A 15,558-nucleotide genomic window follows, 5' to 3' on the forward strand; every position below is an offset into this window, starting at 1 on the left:
ATCCGAACGCGGTGAACGCCTGGATTCGGACCAGCGGCGAGTTCGACGCCGTCACCTGGCGTGTTCTCGCGCCCGCCCGTGGGCCCCTCTTCGCGGCCGCATGAACGCGCCCAGGCCGAACATCCCCGCCCCGGCCGCCATCATCACGGCGACCAGCACGAAGGCCCCGTCCGGTGTCTGGCTGTGCACGGCCACCCCGAGGACTGGTCCAAGCATCACACCGGCCCCGGAGAATACCCCGAACGTCCCCCAGGCCCGCCCCGAGACCGCGGGATCCCGGCTCATGCCGTCCCTGACCATCAGATAGCCGTGTGCCAGGCAGAGGTTGAGCAGGACGAAGGCGGGTGTTCCCGGCATGAGGGTCATGAGGGCGGCTCCGGCGAGCATCGTGCAAACTCCCCAGCCGGGGCGCAGGAAACGCGGGGGGAGGCGGCCGCCGCCGAGCACTCCGGCAACGTAGGCGACTGTTCCGATGGTCAGGACGAAGGACGCCTCGGCAGGTGTGCCCAGGGTGAGTGGCACCAGGGGCTCCAAGCTGGTCTCGACCGTGACGATGAGCAGGTCGAAGCCGCCGAAGAGGATCACGCTGCCGAGCCAGCTCCGTGGCCCGTCGTCCGGCTCCTGCTCGTCCGGTGCCGTGCTGATCGCGCGCAAGCCGTACCAGCCGACCAGGGATGCCAGGGCGGTGAAGACGGCGACGACGCCGAGGATGCCGCGGAAGGACATCAGCGGGTGCAGGAGGCCGGCGAGCAGGGGGCCGAGTCCGAGGGCGACCATGAGGGCCGCGCCGGTCACGGAGAAGACGCGGGCGGCGGGGACGCCGGAGCGGGCGGCCAGGGCGGCCGCGAGCTGGTTGTAGGGGGCGATCTGCAGACCGGCGCCTACCCCCCACAACACCCGCCCCGCGATGGCGAGCATCGGGCCGTCGGCCACGGCGACCAAGGCCATGCCCGTCGCCGCGGTGAGTACGGCCAGCGGCAACGTCCGGGCGGCGCCGTACCGGTCGGTGAGCCAGCCGCCCGCCGGGCCGAACAGCAGCATCGCCACCGCGTATACCGACAGGAAGAGCGCGAGCAGGCCGGCGTCCAGGCCCAGCCCCTTCTGCGCCTCGCCGAGGACGGGGAAGAGCGCGCTGTAGCCCACGTTGCCACCCGCCATCAGCAAGATGAGCAGCGTCATCTGAGGCTCACCCGGGCCAGGGGCAGGCTCGCCTCGATGGCCTGGCGCACCAGAGCGGGCGAGGTCCCGCGGAAGTGGTAGGTCGCGGCGATGTCCACATCGGGTGAGCCGGTGAACACGTGGCCGGGCGCGGACAGGCGCTCGAAGTACAGGCCGGGGATCTTGCCGAGCAGGCTCGTCACCTTGGCGACCTCGGCTCCCGGCGTGCCGGGTAGCTCCAGGTAGCCCACATGCCCGGCGTGCTCGCGCGGGAGCGAGACCGGTAGACCGAGTTCAATCTTGATCCACTCCTCGACCAGGTCGATCCCGTACTCGTCCAGGAACAGATCGGGGGTCGGGCCGCCGCCCACGCGGGCACCGACTTCAAGGAAGACGGGCCCCGTGGGTGCGGCGATGATCTCCAGGTGGAACAGTCCGTCCGTCAGGTCGAGCGCCTTGAGGCAGAGCTCGGTGAAGCGGACCATCTCCTCCGCCTCGGGCCCGGATTCGGTCAGTGAGGCGAGCGGCTGCCCACGGTGGAAGTCGTAGCAGGTGCCTATGTAACGGGACGGCTTGACGAAGGACAGTGAGCCGTGCCGCACCACGCCGTCGACGTGCCAGATGGGCCCGGTGACGAACTCCTCGACCTCCACGTCGTCGAACTCCGCGACGGGCACCGCTTGCCCCTTGGGGATCACCTGGGTTCCCCAGCTTCCCATCCCGGCGCGCGGCTTGACGATGACGTCTGCGGTGGTTCGGGTCGCGAACGCGGCCACCTCGTCGGCCGAGCCGACGATCTGAAACGCGGGTACGGCCAGCCCGGCGGCGGCGATCTCGGCCTTCATCGCTGGTTTGTCGCGAAACCGCTGGAGATCGTGCCGGCCAAGGCCGGGGACACCGAGCACGTCGCGGATCAACCCGCCGGTCAGCAGGTCGGCCTCGGAGAAGGCCAGCACCCGGTCCACGCCGCCCAGTTCGGCGGCGCACCGCCTGGCCGCCTGGACGACCGAGTCCACCTTGTTCAGGTCGGGCAGCACGACCACGTGGCGGGCATCCGGGGGCGCCTCCCAGCCGGGGACGGTCACGTAGGCCACATGGTGCAGCTGGTGGTCGATGTGCCGCCCGTAGCTGGCGAACGCGTCGGTCCAGCGGTTGACGACCAGAATCCTCATCACGCCTCCAGCCGCAGATCGACGAGCTCGGCAGCCTGCGCGATCGCCTGCCGTACCTCTTGGTCTGTGGCGGCCGTGAAGTAGTAGGCGGCCGCCAGGTCGAGGTCGGGTTGGCCGGTGAACTCGTACCCGACCGGTGCCAGCTCCTCGTGGTGGAGAGCGGGCAGCCGGCCGTTCAGGCTGGTGGTGGCGGCCACTCTGGCACCCGGGGTTCCCGGGAACAAAAGGGCACCTGAGGCGTCCGCGCGGACCTCGGCGGCGGGAACCACTCCCAGCTGGATCGCCATCCACGCCTCGATGAGGTCGAGGCCGTGCCCGGCGTGGATCATCCGCACCACCGGGCCACCGCCTACCCTGGCACCGACTTCCAGGAAGACGGGACCGTCCGGGGTTTCGACCGCCTCCAGATGGAAGGCGCCGTCGGTCAGCTCCAGAGCCTTCACGCACTGCTCGGCGAAGCAGGACATGTCATCGGCCATCGCGTCCGACCTGGTAATAGAGGCGATGGGCGCCCCGCGCAGGAAGTCGTAGCACGTGCCGATGTAGGCTGAGGCTTTGGCGAAGGTCACGCAGCCGCGTTGCACGAGGCCGTCGACGTGCCAGATCGGCCCGGTGACGAACTCCTCCACCTCCAGGTCAGCGAAGTCGACGCCGGCGAGAAGGCCGGCCGGGTCCTGTCCGCGCCGGATGACCTGGCAACCTTCGCTGCCGGCGCCCGAGCGCGGCTTGGTGATCACGTCGGCGCCGATCTCGGCCTGGAAGCGGGCGACATCCCCGGCCGAGGAGACCACCTCGAAGCGGGGGACGCGGAGCCCCGCCGCCGCGACTGCCGTCTTCATCGCCGGTTTGTCACGAAATTTCACAAGATCGTGGCAGCGGGGCCCGGGAACGTTCAGCAGTTCGCGGATCCGTGCCGCCGTCAGCAAGTCCATTTCCGACAAGGCCAGCACCGCGTCCAAGTCGCCCAGTTCCACCGCTGCCCGGACGACGGCGTCGTGGTCGTCCAAGTCGGGCAGGCGCAGCACCTGGGACGCACCCTCGGGCGCCTTCCAGCCGGGCGTGGTGACATACATCACTTGGTGTACGTCGTGGTCAAGGTGCCGGTCGTAGGCCGAGAACTCGTCTGTCCGCCGGTTAATCATCAGAACACGCATGGTCACGGACACTGCACCGTGGCTATCAACGTTTCATGGCTGTCCGCGTCAATCATTCGTCAATCCCGCGTGCCCTCTTTATCCGTAGGTCCCGGGTTCGAGCCCCGGGCGCCCTACCACCTCCACCTGAGGCTTCTTATGATTATGTAGTCATCCAATCCTGTTTACATCTAGCACGTGGTCCAAGGTGGTCGACGGGAGGCTGGCAAGTGATGCCCGGTCCGCGTCGTCCGACCTGTCATGGCGTCCCGATACAGCGGCCCTCGCCATCGTATTCCCGCATGGCGTGGGTGCCGTTGGGGCGGTAATGCTGAGCGACGGGCCTCGCAAGATTTTCAGTATTTTCCTGTCTGCGTCGGGCGATGTGCAGTCGACGACCTCATAGTTCCCCTTCTTATCCTTAAAGCACTCTCCTTCCTCAGCGCCGTATCCGCTTCTAGAGCAGCTGGCGGGTTCTGCGCCTGCGAGTGCCGAAACCCGTTTCGGCACTCGCGACCTGCGAATGCTCGTGAATGAGACCACCAACTTGATCTCGCCGCAGGACACGGACGTTGCCGGGCCGAGCCAAACGTAAGAGACAAGGGCGTGTCGATTGCTCGTACGCGTTAGATCTGCCATGAATTCCGGGCCTCACCACAGCAATCCTGACCCCGCGCGGTTATGAAGCACTCAACTGGATGTGGACAAATAGCACATAATGCTGATGGTCAAGAACGCATGATTGCTCGATGGTTGCTCGCGTGTATGCGATACGGCCCGACACGTATTGGCACCACCCGGCACTTCGGCGAGGATAATCCCGTCTGGAGTGATGGAAAGCGGCCCTCCATAGGATCCAGCGGCATTTATAAAACGCACGCATAATCCGTGGGTCGTGGGTTCAAGTCCCACCCGCCCTACTCTTCCATACCGTGCTTGACCTGGGGTTTCACGATTCTCCAGACCCTCCGCGCGAGTTGTTGATCATGTTTGGTTGCTCGCGTGTACGGATCGTGTATCGACGCGAGCAGGTCGGCCCAGTCGAGTGCGGTCAGGGCGTGATCAGGGAGCGAGCAGGACCGTCTTGCCGGGGAGCCGTCCGGCGCCGGCGTCCTCATGGACGGTGGCCAGCTCGGCCACCGGGCGGTGGGCGGCGATGTGGAGGCGGAGCTTGCCGGCGTCCACCTTGGCGACCAGCTCGGTCAGCTGGTCGCGGTCGCTGCGGACCCACAGGCTCGCGCTGCGTACCCCTCGGGCGGGGTCCTCGGGAATCGGGCCGGCTGTGCTGGCGGCGACCCCGCCGTCGGCGACGTAGTTCGTCAGCTGCGCGAGCTCCTGCGGGGAGACGCGCACGTGGTTCACCACGACCTGGAACGGGCCACCCGCGGCGGCCGGGCCCGCGGCGAGGGCGAGGGGGCCGTCGACCCGGTCCGCGCCGTAGCTCCGAAGGCGGTCGGCGTGCTGCGGCGCGTCCACTGCGGTTACGTATGCTCCCGCGTCGACGGCGAGTTGCACCACGAGGCTGCCGACCGCGCCGCCCGCCCCGTTGACCAGGACGCTTTGACCGGGCTTGAGCTCGGCGAGCTCGAAGGTCGTCTGCCAGGCCGCCAGGCCGGTCAGTGGCAGCGCTGCGGCGGCGACCAGCTCGGTGGTCTGGGGCGCCGGGGCCAGGGAGTCGGCCGAGGCGAGCACGTACTCGGCGGCGGCGCCCGCGGAGTCGAGGGGCAGCATCGCCACGACCCTGTCGCCGACTTCCAGGCCCGTCACGTCCGCACCGAGTTCAGCGACGGTGCCCGCCAGGTCGATCCCTGGCACGTACGGGAGAGTGATCGGGATCATCTCGGCCAGGGCACCGGCGCGGATGTGGTCGTCGACCGGGTTGAACGACGTGGCAGCCACCCGCACCAGCACCTGCCCGGCGCCGGGGACCGGACGGTCGACGTCCTCGTAGCGCAGGACCTGGCTGCTGCCGTACTCGTGGAAACGCATGGCCTTCATGGCACTTTCCTCCAGGGTGTAGTGATGCCGCCGCCAAGGAATGAGGCGATCAGGCGGAAGGTGGGGCATGTCGAGGTGCTCAGGTCAGCTGCACTGACCGGATGGAGTTGCCCATCACCATGCGGTCGATGGCGCTCACGGCGCTGCCGGGGTCCTTCGCGGCGCCGACGGTGAGCAGCAGCGGGACGAAGTGGTCGGCCGTCGGATGGGCGACCGCGGCGCCGGGTGCTTTGTTGCGGTAGTCGGTGAGGGCGTCGGCGTCGCCCTGGGCGAGGGCGTCAACGGCCCATGCGTCGAAGGCCGTGGTGTCGGCGGCGAGTTCCGGCTGGCGGAAGACGGCGAAGCTGTGTGTCATGAAGCCCGAGCCGAGGACGAGAATGCCTTCTTCGCGTAGGGGCCGCAGGCGTGCCCCGAGCTCGAGCAGAGCGCTGGGGTCGAGGCTGGGCATCGACAGCTGCACGACTGGGACGTCAGCCGCGGGGTACATGGCCATGAGCGGGATGAAGGCGCCGTGGTCCAGGCCGCGGTCGGCGAACTGGTGCACTGGCGTGCGGCCCAGCAGACCCGTGAGTCGCCGGGCCAGGTCGCTGGCGTCCGGAGTCGCGTAGGGAAGGGTCTTGTAGCGGGGGTGGAAGCCGCTGAAATCGTAGAGGAGCGGGGTGCCCGGCCGCGGCTGCGGATATCGCGGCCGGTGCCCGTTCCCAGTGGGCCGAGATGACGACGATGGCCCGGGGTTTGGGCATCGACTGGGCCCAGTCGAACAGGTCGCTGAGCCAGTGCGGATCGTCGAGGGTGAACGGGGCGCCGTGGCTGACGAAGAGGCTGGGCAGGGGACCGTCGGAGGGGTTCCACACTCGCTGCTCGCGCGCCTGTGGCAGGACCCGGGCGAGGAGGTCGTCGTACGCCGCGGCCGGTGTGCGTGACGGCAAGGGGAAGGTCGGGCGGTTCGTGGTGGTCATCGGCAGCTCCTTCACTTGCCAAGGCAAGCACTTTTACTTGCTTGGGCAAGTGAAAGGTAACCTATTGTGAGTTGCCCAGGCAAGTAAGAAGAGTTGTCCAGGCAAATGAAGCGAGTTTCCTGGGCAAGTATGATGGTGCTCATGGACACCCAGTCACCCTGGCTCGACGACGACCAGCAGGACCTGTGGCAGGCGCTGCTCACCGTCGTCATCGCCCTCCCTGCTGCGCTCGACCGCCAGTTGCAGCGAGAGGCGGGCATCTCCAACTTCGAGTACGGGGTTCTGGCCCGGCTGTCCATGGCCGAGGAGGCCACGATGCGGCTCAGCGACCTGGCCCGGGAATGCGACAGCACCCAGCCGCGCCTGTCGAAGGTGATGGACCGCTTCGAATCCCGCGACTGGGTCGCGCGCCGACCCGACACCGGCGACGGCCGATACACCCTCGCCACCCTGACCGACACCGGCCGGCAAAAGCTCGTCGAGAGCGCACCGGAACACGTCGCGCAGGTGAAGCGGCTCGTGTTCGATCCGCTCAGCGCCGCTCAGCGCCGCCACCTCGGTGCCGCGCTTACCCGCATCGCCGCAACCGTTCGCCGCGAACTCGAAGGAGGCTGAGCGCCGTTCCATCCGAGCAGCTTCGTCCTCAGTGGTGTCGCACAGGAAGGACTGCGTCTTGCCGAGCCCGAGCGGCGTCCGGCTCGGCAAGCGACCTGGCCGGTGCGTGCGGCCGCGTGCCGGCGTCGAGCAGGCGTCGCAGTACGGCGAGCTGCGCGCCGTTCGAGCGGACCTGTGTACCCGAGACCGTGACGCCGAGCTTCGCGATCTCTTCGTCGTCGTAGGTGCCGAAGAACACCGGGAACAGGTCGCCACCGGGCTTGAGCGTGCGCAGGAAGCGGCTGCTGGCAGGGCCGCCGACGGCGTCGAGGACGAGGTCGACGTCGCGCGCGAGTTCCTCGGGACGGCTCTTGGTGTAGTCGATGAACTCATCTGCGCCGAGTTCGCGCAGGAACGACTCGTGCGCGCCGGATGCCACCGCGATCACCCGCGCCCCCTTCCATTTGGCCAGTTGTAGTGCGAGATGCCCCAGCGGTCTGGGACCGCATCCAGCTCGGCCAGCGGATCCGGTCGCTGCTGCACGACTACTTCGCCGCCGGCCTGGCGGCGTTTGCGCACCTGCGCAACGGCGGCGTCACCAGGGCCGAGGCTCGAGTCATCCTCGCGCTGGCGCCTACTCCCGCCCGCGCCGCCGTCCTCACCCGCGGGCAACTGCGGGCCGCGCTGAGACGTGCCGGGCGAGTTCGCCATGTCGACCAGGACGTCGAACGACTTCACGCGATCTTCCGCGCGGCCGAATGGGACATCTCCCAGGTGCTCAGCCACCTGGGTAGCGGCGCCAAGATCAGGCGGGCCGCCCTCCTGGCCTCCTTGGGCGAAGGATCGAAGCCCGAGCGCGGCGACATGGAGGCCATCTGGGCGACCTGGAACGGCATGACGCGCAGGCAGCGCGCCGACGCTTTCACCCGTACCGCCGAGGATCTGGTCGCGCTCTATGAGTCGCTGGACGCCCCCACCCGCGAGAACCTGCGCCTCGACGTCGGCCTTCTCCCCGCGCCGGTGGACGTGGCCACCGCGGCCCGGCTGCTGCTCAGCGAGCTGGCCCTGCACTCGTGGGACGTTCGTGCGGGCTTCGACGAACACGCGACGCTGACCCCCGGCATCGCGGAGCACCTCCTGCACCAGGAACCCGACCTGACCGGCTGGATCGGCAAACCAGACCCGCTCGGCGGCGCCAAGGCGGTCGTCGCAGTCACCACGAGCGAGCCCGCGTCGGTCTTCGCACTGCTCCTGAAGGATCGGATCAGCGTGGACTTCGACGTTCCCGACGAACCCGACGGCACGCTCACGCTGCCCGCCGAGGCGTGGCTGCGACTCGTGGCGGGACGGCTCGGACCTTCCCACACCCCCGAGGACGTCGCCACCACAGGCGCCGCCGACCTCGACCTTCTGCGCAAGGTCTTCCCCGGCTACTAAGGGCCTGTACAGAGTTGGAATCAGAGAGATTCACTGCGCTTGGAGTTGCGGTCCTGGTAGACCGTCGTCATGGCGCGTGGAGACCTCACCGATGAGGAGGTCAGCGCAGGCGCGGACCAGGTCTTCCAGCGACTGACTGCCATCACTCCTGGTCCACGCCTCGCCTGCGACGTCAAGGCAGGTGAGCACGCGGGCGACGATCGCGTCGGCGCGCAGGTCGTGCTCGCCGTCCGGCGCGACACCGAGGCGGCGGCGGATCTCCGGGGTGAGCAGTGTCTGCGCGGGACGGCAGGTTAGGCGGCAGCGCTGTCGTTGTCCTGTCCGCTCGATCATGCGCCGCGAGCTCCTGGACCGGACCGTGATCCTCAGCGAACGCCACCTGACCCTCATGCTTCGCGAGTACTTGAGCCACTACAACGGGCACCGGCCGCACCAGTCCCGGCAACAACGGCCCCCGGATACCGCGACGCAGCCCATCCAGGACGTGACCCACCTCAACGACCTGCGAACCGTCCGGCGAAAACCAGTCGTAGCAGGCTTGATCAGCGAATACCACCACGCCGCCTAACCGCAGCTCAGACCCCGTAACCCAATATTCGAGCGGAACACCATCGACGCCCCCGGCATCGACCTCGCTGCACACGAAAGGAACGACACCCCGCCCGCGCTGCTCGACCCGTCACTGCGCCGCCGCTGATCGTCCCCGCGACAGCCTCCGCACCCTCTCCCGCAGTCTCCGAGTCCGCGGGAATCGCGCAGGTACCCGGCAAGAAGGCGCTCCTCCTCCAGCTCGCCAGCGCCCGCCGAGAGGGGTCGTACTCGTCTTCAGGAGCCCCCATGGCCAACAAGCTTTCGGGGTGTCAGCGTACGAATCTGTGTGCGGAGCGGAGTACGGGTAACACGGGATCCGGGGACCCTGCTCGAGCTGACGCGAACGTTCTCATCGCTCTACGGACGCCGGAGGCGTTCGACGCTGTGCTGAAGCAGGCGGAAGCCGCAGGCAGCCAATACGCTGATCTCGACGCCGCCGCGGGAGCAGCCCAACCGCGATCGGTGCTGCTGGAACGGTGGCGCGCTGGTCGAGCCGAGGTGGCGGCGGAGCTACGTGACCTTCCCCTAGACCATGGGTTTCCGTGGTACGGTTCGCAGTTGACCGCAGCGCTCATGGTGCCGCTTCGACTGATGGAAACGTGGGCTCACGGGCAGGACGTTTTCGATTCGCTGGGTGTCTCGCGCCGTCCGACGGGTCGGCTCCAGCATGTGGCCTCGTTAGGAGTGGTAGGACGGGAGCTGTCGTTCTACGCTGCCCAATTGCCTGCTCCGGCAGAGCCGTTCCGTGTCGAGCTGACTGGTCCCGACGGCCAATCCTGGGTATGGGGCCCAGAAGATGCCATGCAACGGGTTCAGGGCAGTGCCCTCGACTTCTGCCTTCGAGTCACCCAACGCAGGTCCCGAGCCGAGACTGACCTCACGGCAGTCGGCGAGGACGCGCAGAAGTGGCTTGACATTGCTCGCGTTTTCCTCTGAAGAGGCAAGGAGCGATCTGTCGATCGAACTCCTCAACAACACCTTCCACGATTTCCCTGAGCCACTGATTCAGACCTTGAGGGTCATGGCCTGCGGAGACAGCTGCGTCCCCGCCGGTACCGACGAGGGCGCAGACCGAGCCGGCGGCGAGCGGGCGGCCCAGACCGCCTGCCGCTCCCGCCACGGAAGGCATGCTCGCATACCTATGGCAGCCGGGCCTTCCGCGTTGACGAAGGCGGGAGTGCTGCCACTGGCCCCACAGCGCAGCCTCCCGCCAGCTCCGCCAAGAACGACACTCCGGTGATCTCCCGCTGGTCCTCGGACCAGTACGCGTAGGCGTGGCGCAGACCCTGCGGGTACGGATCCGGGCGCCATGCCCTTTCGAACTCCTCCAACGTGCCCGGCTTGATGCGGCGCGTCGTCACCCAGACGAAGTGCTCCCTCATCGCGGTCTCCTCTGAAACGCCGATTCGGCTTGATGGCGCTCTCCATCCACCATAGGTCCGTGGCGCATCAGCGCCGGTCAGACCTGTATTCGGTGGACTTTCGGCGACTGCTACCGGGACCTCGGCCCGCCCAGCGCCAGCCCAGACGGCAAGTTCAGCCGGTGGAGGGGGTGACCTCGAATGTGATTTTGTGGGCTTGGTGGCGTGAGTTACCTGGCGGTATTTGGCGTCCTGTCGGTGGGCCGCTCAATGGATGCGGTGGGCTGGGGCGAGGGACGCTGACCAGGCGCTTACCGGCCTCAGACCTGGGCGGCCCGATGGTCACCGAGCTGTCCTTGAGTTCGGTCGTGGTGCCGATGGTCCGACGCTGGAGTGCAGCCAGTTCGCCCCAGCGCAGGGCCCCACTTGGTGATCAATTCGGGCTGGTGTGACGGTCTGAAATGGCCCCATCTGGAAGCTGCCCGTCGGCTGTGTCCACGTGGGCTTGGTTCAGCGAGATGGGGCCGAGGTCGGCGGCGGTCTGGGCCAGTGCATGGATGGTGGGGCTGTCGGCGGTGGACCGCCAGATCAAGGCGAACTGAAGGGCGGGGGCGTCGCGGATGGGCACAAAGACGATGCCGGGAGGGCTGTTGTAGCGGGCGGCGATTTCGCCCAGCGGGTGGACGCAGTGTCCGGCGGCGACCAGGGCAAGGATCTCGTGGAAGGTGCGCGCGATAGGTCCGCGCGGGATGCGGCGGCCGAGCGGCGTACGGATGGGGACCATGGACGCGACCCAGTACTCGGGGGCGCCGGGGCCGAGGTCGACGACGTGGTTGTCGGCGAGGTCTTCCAGGGATGCGCTGCCGCGATCGGCTAGCGGATGGTCGGCCGACACCGCCAACACACGCCCGCTGTTGAGCACTGTGGGGCCGACGGTGAGATCCGGTTCGGCCACCGGCAACCACAGCACGTGCGCGTCGGCGTCGCCGGTGCGCAGGGCGGCGAACGGGTCGCCGCCGGTGACCTCGCTGAACTGGACGTCACTGCCTGGATAGCGGGCGCGGAACGCGTCGACGAGCGGGCGTAGTTCATATCCGGCATGGCCGAAAACGCCCAGCCGGAGGGTCTGGCGCGCGCCCAGGCCTGCTGCTTCGGCGCGGGCCAGTCCCTCCTGAAGCAGGTCGTAGGCCTGCTGCAGATCTTCGCGGAGGCGCCGGCCGACCGGGGTCAGGCTCACGCGCCGGCTGGTGCGGTCGAACAGCGCTGCGCCAATGCGCCGTTCTTGTTTGCTGATGGCCTGGCTGACGCGCGCCTGGGACACGCGTAGCCGTTCGGCGGTGCGGCCGAAGTGCAGTTCCTCGGCGAGCGTCAAGAAGATCTCGATGTCCCGTAGTTCCACACATAGCCCCCACGTTATAGATCGCCCCACAAACCTTACATTGTTCCGCCGCTGACCTGCCCCGATGCTGGACACGTCACCACCTGACACATCGATAAGGCAGGGGAACCGATGAGCAACATGCAGGCCATCGCCGACCGCGTCGAGATCGAGGCGCTGCGCGCCGAGCTCACCGACGCGGTGATGATGCGCGACTACGACCGCGTCGCATCGCTGTTCACCCCCGACGCCGCCATGCGGTGGCCGCACATCGGCAAGGAATTCGTCGGCCGGGACGAGATCCGCGCCGCGATCGAGTGGGGGCAAGGGCTCTGGGAGTTCTTCGTGCAGAACGTCCACCCCGGCACCATCCAGATCGACGGCGACACCGCGGTCGGCCGGGCTTACATCCAGGAGTTCGGGCGGATGCGCGATGGCAGCTCGCATCTGAACTACGCCCTCTACCACGACCGCTACCAGCGCAGCCTCGAGGGCTGGAAATTCACCGAGCGCGTCTACGAGGTCAAATACCTTGACCCCACTCCGCTCGCGGGCTCGCCGCCCCCCGCAGCGCCCGCGCCCTTCGCGCGACCCACGACCAACTCGGAGCCCAACGGCTCATTCCTCCCACACATCCAGGAGTGACATGACGACCACGATCGTGCTCAACGATCTGACCGGCGGCTACACCCTTGACCTGGCCCACACCCGGATTGGCTTCGTTGCCCGGCACACCATCGGCCCCAAGGTGCGCGGACGGTTCGACCAGTTCAAGGGAGGTGCGTACCTGGACGGCGGCGACCCGTCGAAGTCAAGCGTCGAGCTCACGATCCAGGCCGGCAGCATCCAGACCCACAACCGGCAGCGCGACGAGTACCTGCGCAGCAAGTTCCTGAACCTGGCCGACCACCCGACCATCACCTTCATCTCGAGAGAGGTGAAGCAGGTCGACGAGACCACCTTCGAGCTCACCGGTGACCTGGCCATCCGCGGCGTGACCAACCCGATCACTGTGAACCTCGAACTCACCAGCACCGAACACGACCCGTCGAGCAACTTCCGGGTCCATCTCAAGGGCAGCGCCACGATCAACCGCAAGGACTGGGGCGTGAACTGGACCGCCGCCGCCGGCCTGGTCAGCAAGACGGTGGCGCTGGAGCTCGACATCGCCGCAATCCGGCAGCCCTAACCGGACCATCCCGCATCGGCACAACGTCCTCTGCCGGGGATGCACCGGCCTGGACCATATGGGCCCTGGCGCCCTCACCCGGGCGGCCAAGCCAGAAACGGCCTGCCCGTGGCCGAACAAGGCCCACGGGCCGAAGACCGGCCCCCAAGAAGAAGGAGAGATCAATCATGATCCTGGTCACCGGTGCCACCGGAAACGTCGGCGCCAACATCGTCAGCCAACTGCTGGAGGTGGAGGAGAAGGTTCGCGTCCTCACCCGCAACCCCACCGACCACGCGTTCCCCGGCCAGGTCGAAGTCGTGGCCGGCGACCTGACCCGACCCGAAACCCTGCCCGAAGCGCTGACCGGCATCGACCGGGCCTTCCTGTTCCCCCTCCACAACGCCCTCGACGGCTTCCTAGACGCGGCCAAGCAGGCCAACCTGCAACATGTCGTACTGCTGTCGTCAGCGGCCGTCACCTACGCAACGCCTGGGCTGATCGGCGAAGGGCATCTGCAGGTCGAACGAGCCGTCGCCGCGTCCAGGCTGCCGTGGACCTTCATCCGCCCCGACTACTTCATGACCAACGATCTCATCTGGGCCCAACAGATCACCGACGGTGATGTCGTACGCGGTGTCTACGGCAATGCCGCAGTGCCCCCGATCGACCCCCGCGATATCGCTGCGGTCGCCGTCCGCGCCCTTCTCGACGCACGGGTCGGCGAGGCCTTCCTCCTCACCGGGCCACAGTCGCTGACCCAGATCGACCGCGTGCGGATCATCGCGGAGACGATCGGACGGCCAGTGCGGTTCCAGGAGGTACCACGCGAGCAATTCCGGCAGCAGTTGCTCGGCCACGGAATGTCCACACCGGTGGCCGACGCCTACCTTGATGGACTCGCCACGCTGGACGGCAAAAGCGCGCAAACACTACCGACCGTCGAAGAAGTCACCGGGCGACCGCCGTTCACCTACGCCCAATGGGTCGCCCACCACGCGGCGGCATTCAACCCGCCGCAGACCTGACCGTGACGGAACAGGAAGACCGCCCCCGCTGATCGCCGAGTCCAGGAATAACCTCCACCACCGAAAGAATGGAAGACATCATGAGCAAGGTTTGGTTCGTCACTGGTTCGTCCCGCGGCCTGGGCCGCAATTTCGTCGAGGCCGCCCTGTCCCGCGGCGACAAGGTGGCCGCGACCGCCCGCAACACCACACACCTTGATGCCTTGGTCGCCGTCTACGGCGACGCGGTGCTTCCGCTTGAGCTGGACGTGACCAAAAGGGCCGCGGTCTTCGAGAGCGTGAAGCGGGCCAAGGAGCACTTCGGCCGTCTCGACGTCATCGTGAACAACGCGGGCTATGGCCTGTCCGGCGCTGTCGAAGAGCTGACCGAGCATCAACTGCGCGACCAGCTGGAGACCAACCTGTTCGGCGCGGTGTGGGTCGTCCAGGCGGCCCTGCCGTACCTGCGCGAACAGGGCGACGGGCACATCATTCAGATCTCCTCGGTCGGCGGCCTCACCGTGTTCCCCCTCGGCGGCGGATACGTCGCCTCCAAGTGGGCCCTGGAAGGCCTGAGCGAAACCCTCGCCCAAGAAGTCGCCGCCTTCGGCATCAAGGTGACCCTGGTCGAGCCCGGCTCCTACGCCACCGAAGGGGCCGCCGGCGCCGTCCACGCCGACGCCAACCCGCTGTATGACGGTCTGCGTGAGGGCTTCGCCGAGTTTGCCCATACGCTCGACGTCGGCGACCCGGCCGCCGCGGGCCGGGCACTGCTCAAGGTCGCGGACTCCGACAACCCGCCGCTGCGGGTGTTCTTCGGCATTCAGGGCAACCAGATCGTGCCGCAGGTCTACGCCGACCGGCTCAAGGCCTGGTCCGACTGGCAGGAGCTTGCGGTGGAGGCGCACGGACACACCCCCGCCGCCCCGGCTGCCTGACCCAGCGACCGGCCTGCGGGAGGGCGCAGACCACGTCACGCGAACCCCTCCAGCAGGACAACGGCCCCCACCCCGGAGCGTGCGTACACCTCGAGAGGGGTTGGGGCCGTAACCTCCCCGTGATCGACTGAGCGCCATCCACTGGCACCTGCCACGCGTCGCCGTACTCGCTAACGCCCAGCTCAACGCCAAGATCATTCTCAGCGATAATGGCTAGTTGGAGAAGGCCCTGAGCTGACGTCCGCTTGACGTCACTAGCCTTCCGGTCGTGGCTGGTAGAGGTCGGAGAGCGGGGCGAGGTCGGCTGCCCGTACGGCCAGCCGTAACTGTCGCTCCAGGACCTCGACCTGCTCCCACCTCACGTAGCGGCTGTGGCGGTGTAGCCGGCGGATGACGAGGCGCACCAGCCACGGACTCTGCCCGCCGGGTCCCCGCTCGTAGCCGAACAGCTGGCCGGTGTTGCGCGGCACGACGATGAGCCCGGAGAGCCGGAAGGCGTGCTGGACCTGGCCGAGCAGCGGCCCGTCCTGGCTCAGCTGGACGTCGGGTCGGCGATCTGGAAATCCCTATCCATAAGCAAGCATTATGCCTGCCACGCGATTATCGGCGTTCTCAATGAGCGGCCGCGTCCCTACGCTGGCCGCATGACCGGTTATCACCACGT

18 protein-coding genes are annotated in these 15,558 nt (G+C 67.7%); 8 read left to right on the forward strand and 10 right to left on the reverse strand.

What is annotated here, in order from left to right; genetic code table 11:
- Positions 1–51: 51 nt before the first annotated feature.
- From AB0B45_RS33065 to AB0B45_RS33085, 5 genes are all read right to left on the reverse strand, one after another.
- Entirely contained in the window at positions 52–1,179 is a 1,128-nt protein-coding gene (locus tag AB0B45_RS33065; protein ID WP_358138573.1) for an MFS transporter, read from the reverse strand.
- A complete protein-coding gene (locus AB0B45_RS33070; protein WP_358138575.1) occupies positions 1,176–2,330 on the reverse strand; it encodes a hypothetical protein in 1,155 nt (384 codons plus the stop codon). Before AB0B45_RS33070 ends, AB0B45_RS33065 begins: the two co-directional genes overlap by 4 nt.
- Positions 2,330–3,484: an ATP-grasp domain-containing protein gene (locus AB0B45_RS33075; protein WP_358138577.1), complete on the reverse strand. Its 1,155-nt coding sequence runs from the start codon at positions 3,482–3,484 to the stop codon at positions 2,330–2,332. Before AB0B45_RS33075 ends, AB0B45_RS33070 begins: the two co-directional genes overlap by 1 nt.
- Positions 3,485–4,525: 1,041 nt before the next feature.
- Positions 4,526–5,461, reverse strand: a complete 936-nt coding sequence (locus AB0B45_RS33080) for an NADP-dependent oxidoreductase (protein ID WP_358138578.1) — start codon at positions 5,459–5,461, stop codon at positions 4,526–4,528.
- A gap of 79 nt (positions 5,462–5,540) precedes the next feature.
- Positions 5,541–6,245 (reverse strand): class III extradiol ring-cleavage dioxygenase, encoded by a 705-nt coding sequence (locus AB0B45_RS33085; protein ID WP_358138608.1) that lies wholly within the window; start codon positions 6,243–6,245, stop codon positions 5,541–5,543.
- 316 nt (positions 6,246–6,561) lie between these two features.
- Here AB0B45_RS33085 and AB0B45_RS33090 point away from each other — a divergent pair, with 316 nt between their 5' ends.
- Entirely contained in the window at positions 6,562–7,035 is a 474-nt protein-coding gene (locus AB0B45_RS33090) for a MarR family transcriptional regulator (RefSeq protein WP_358138579.1), read from the forward strand.
- A 28-nt stretch (positions 7,036–7,063) separates the two neighbouring features.
- Here AB0B45_RS33090 and AB0B45_RS33095 read toward each other — a convergent pair whose 3' ends face one another.
- Positions 7,064–7,462: a zinc-binding dehydrogenase gene (locus tag AB0B45_RS33095; protein WP_358138581.1), complete on the reverse strand. Its 399-nt coding sequence runs from the start codon at positions 7,460–7,462 to the stop codon at positions 7,064–7,066.
- Positions 7,463–7,491: 29 nt separating this feature from the next.
- Between AB0B45_RS33095 and AB0B45_RS33100 the strand changes: the two genes are divergently transcribed.
- Positions 7,492–8,451 carry a maleylpyruvate isomerase N-terminal domain-containing protein gene (locus AB0B45_RS33100; protein ID WP_358138583.1) on the forward strand — a complete coding sequence of 320 codons (960 nt, stop codon included), beginning with the start codon at positions 7,492–7,494 and terminating at the stop codon, positions 8,449–8,451.
- Between the two features lie 30 nt (positions 8,452–8,481).
- Here AB0B45_RS33100 and AB0B45_RS33105 read toward each other — a convergent pair whose 3' ends face one another.
- Entirely contained in the window at positions 8,482–8,784 is a 303-nt protein-coding gene (locus AB0B45_RS33105) for a hypothetical protein (protein WP_358138585.1), read from the reverse strand.
- A gap of 55 nt (positions 8,785–8,839) precedes the next feature.
- Here AB0B45_RS33105 and AB0B45_RS33110 point away from each other — a divergent pair, with 55 nt between their 5' ends.
- Together AB0B45_RS33110 and AB0B45_RS33115 are read left to right on the forward strand one after the other, a co-directional pair.
- Positions 8,840–9,019 carry a hypothetical protein gene (locus tag AB0B45_RS33110; RefSeq protein WP_358138610.1) on the forward strand — a complete coding sequence of 60 codons (180 nt, stop codon included), beginning with the start codon at positions 8,840–8,842 and terminating at the stop codon, positions 9,017–9,019.
- Between the two features lie 269 nt (positions 9,020–9,288).
- Complete coding sequence (locus AB0B45_RS33115; RefSeq protein ID WP_358138586.1) at positions 9,289–9,978, forward strand: maleylpyruvate isomerase family mycothiol-dependent enzyme; 690 nt, start codon at positions 9,289–9,291, stop codon at positions 9,976–9,978.
- Between the two features lie 203 nt (positions 9,979–10,181).
- Here AB0B45_RS33115 and AB0B45_RS33120 read toward each other — a convergent pair whose 3' ends face one another.
- Together AB0B45_RS33120 and AB0B45_RS33125 are read right to left on the reverse strand one after the other, a co-directional pair.
- A complete protein-coding gene (locus AB0B45_RS33120; RefSeq protein WP_358138588.1) occupies positions 10,182–10,424 on the reverse strand; it encodes a hypothetical protein in 243 nt (80 codons plus the stop codon).
- A gap of 412 nt (positions 10,425–10,836) precedes the next feature.
- Positions 10,837–11,832, reverse strand: coding sequence for a LysR substrate-binding domain-containing protein (locus AB0B45_RS33125; RefSeq protein WP_358138612.1), 996 nt, complete (start codon positions 11,830–11,832; stop codon positions 10,837–10,839).
- Between the two features lie 81 nt (positions 11,833–11,913).
- On the opposite strand from AB0B45_RS33125, the gene AB0B45_RS33130 reads away from it, so the two are divergent.
- The 4 genes from AB0B45_RS33130 (at position 11,914) to AB0B45_RS33145 (ending at position 14,894) form a co-directional block, all read left to right on the forward strand.
- A complete protein-coding gene (locus tag AB0B45_RS33130) occupies positions 11,914–12,426 on the forward strand; it encodes a nuclear transport factor 2 family protein (RefSeq protein WP_358138590.1) in 513 nt (170 codons plus the stop codon).
- A 1-nt stretch (position 12,427) separates the two neighbouring features.
- A complete protein-coding gene (locus AB0B45_RS33135) occupies positions 12,428–12,970 on the forward strand; it encodes a YceI family protein (protein WP_358138592.1) in 543 nt (180 codons plus the stop codon).
- A 167-nt stretch (positions 12,971–13,137) separates the two neighbouring features.
- A complete protein-coding gene (locus AB0B45_RS33140) occupies positions 13,138–13,977 on the forward strand; it encodes an NAD(P)H-binding protein (protein ID WP_358138593.1) in 840 nt (279 codons plus the stop codon).
- An 80-nt stretch (positions 13,978–14,057) separates the two neighbouring features.
- Positions 14,058–14,894: an SDR family NAD(P)-dependent oxidoreductase gene (locus AB0B45_RS33145; protein WP_358138594.1), complete on the forward strand. Its 837-nt coding sequence runs from the start codon at positions 14,058–14,060 to the stop codon at positions 14,892–14,894.
- Between the two features lie 254 nt (positions 14,895–15,148).
- Here the strand turns inward: AB0B45_RS33145 and AB0B45_RS33150 are convergent, their stop codons facing one another.
- Positions 15,149–15,364 carry a hypothetical protein gene (locus tag AB0B45_RS33150; protein ID WP_358138596.1) on the reverse strand — a complete coding sequence of 72 codons (216 nt, stop codon included), beginning with the start codon at positions 15,362–15,364 and terminating at the stop codon, positions 15,149–15,151.
- Positions 15,365–15,558 lie beyond the last annotated feature (194 nt).

The sequence above is a fragment of the Nonomuraea sp. NPDC049152 genome (genome assembly GCF_040648355.1).
GTDB lineage: Bacteria > Actinomycetota > Actinomycetes > Streptosporangiales > Streptosporangiaceae > Nonomuraea.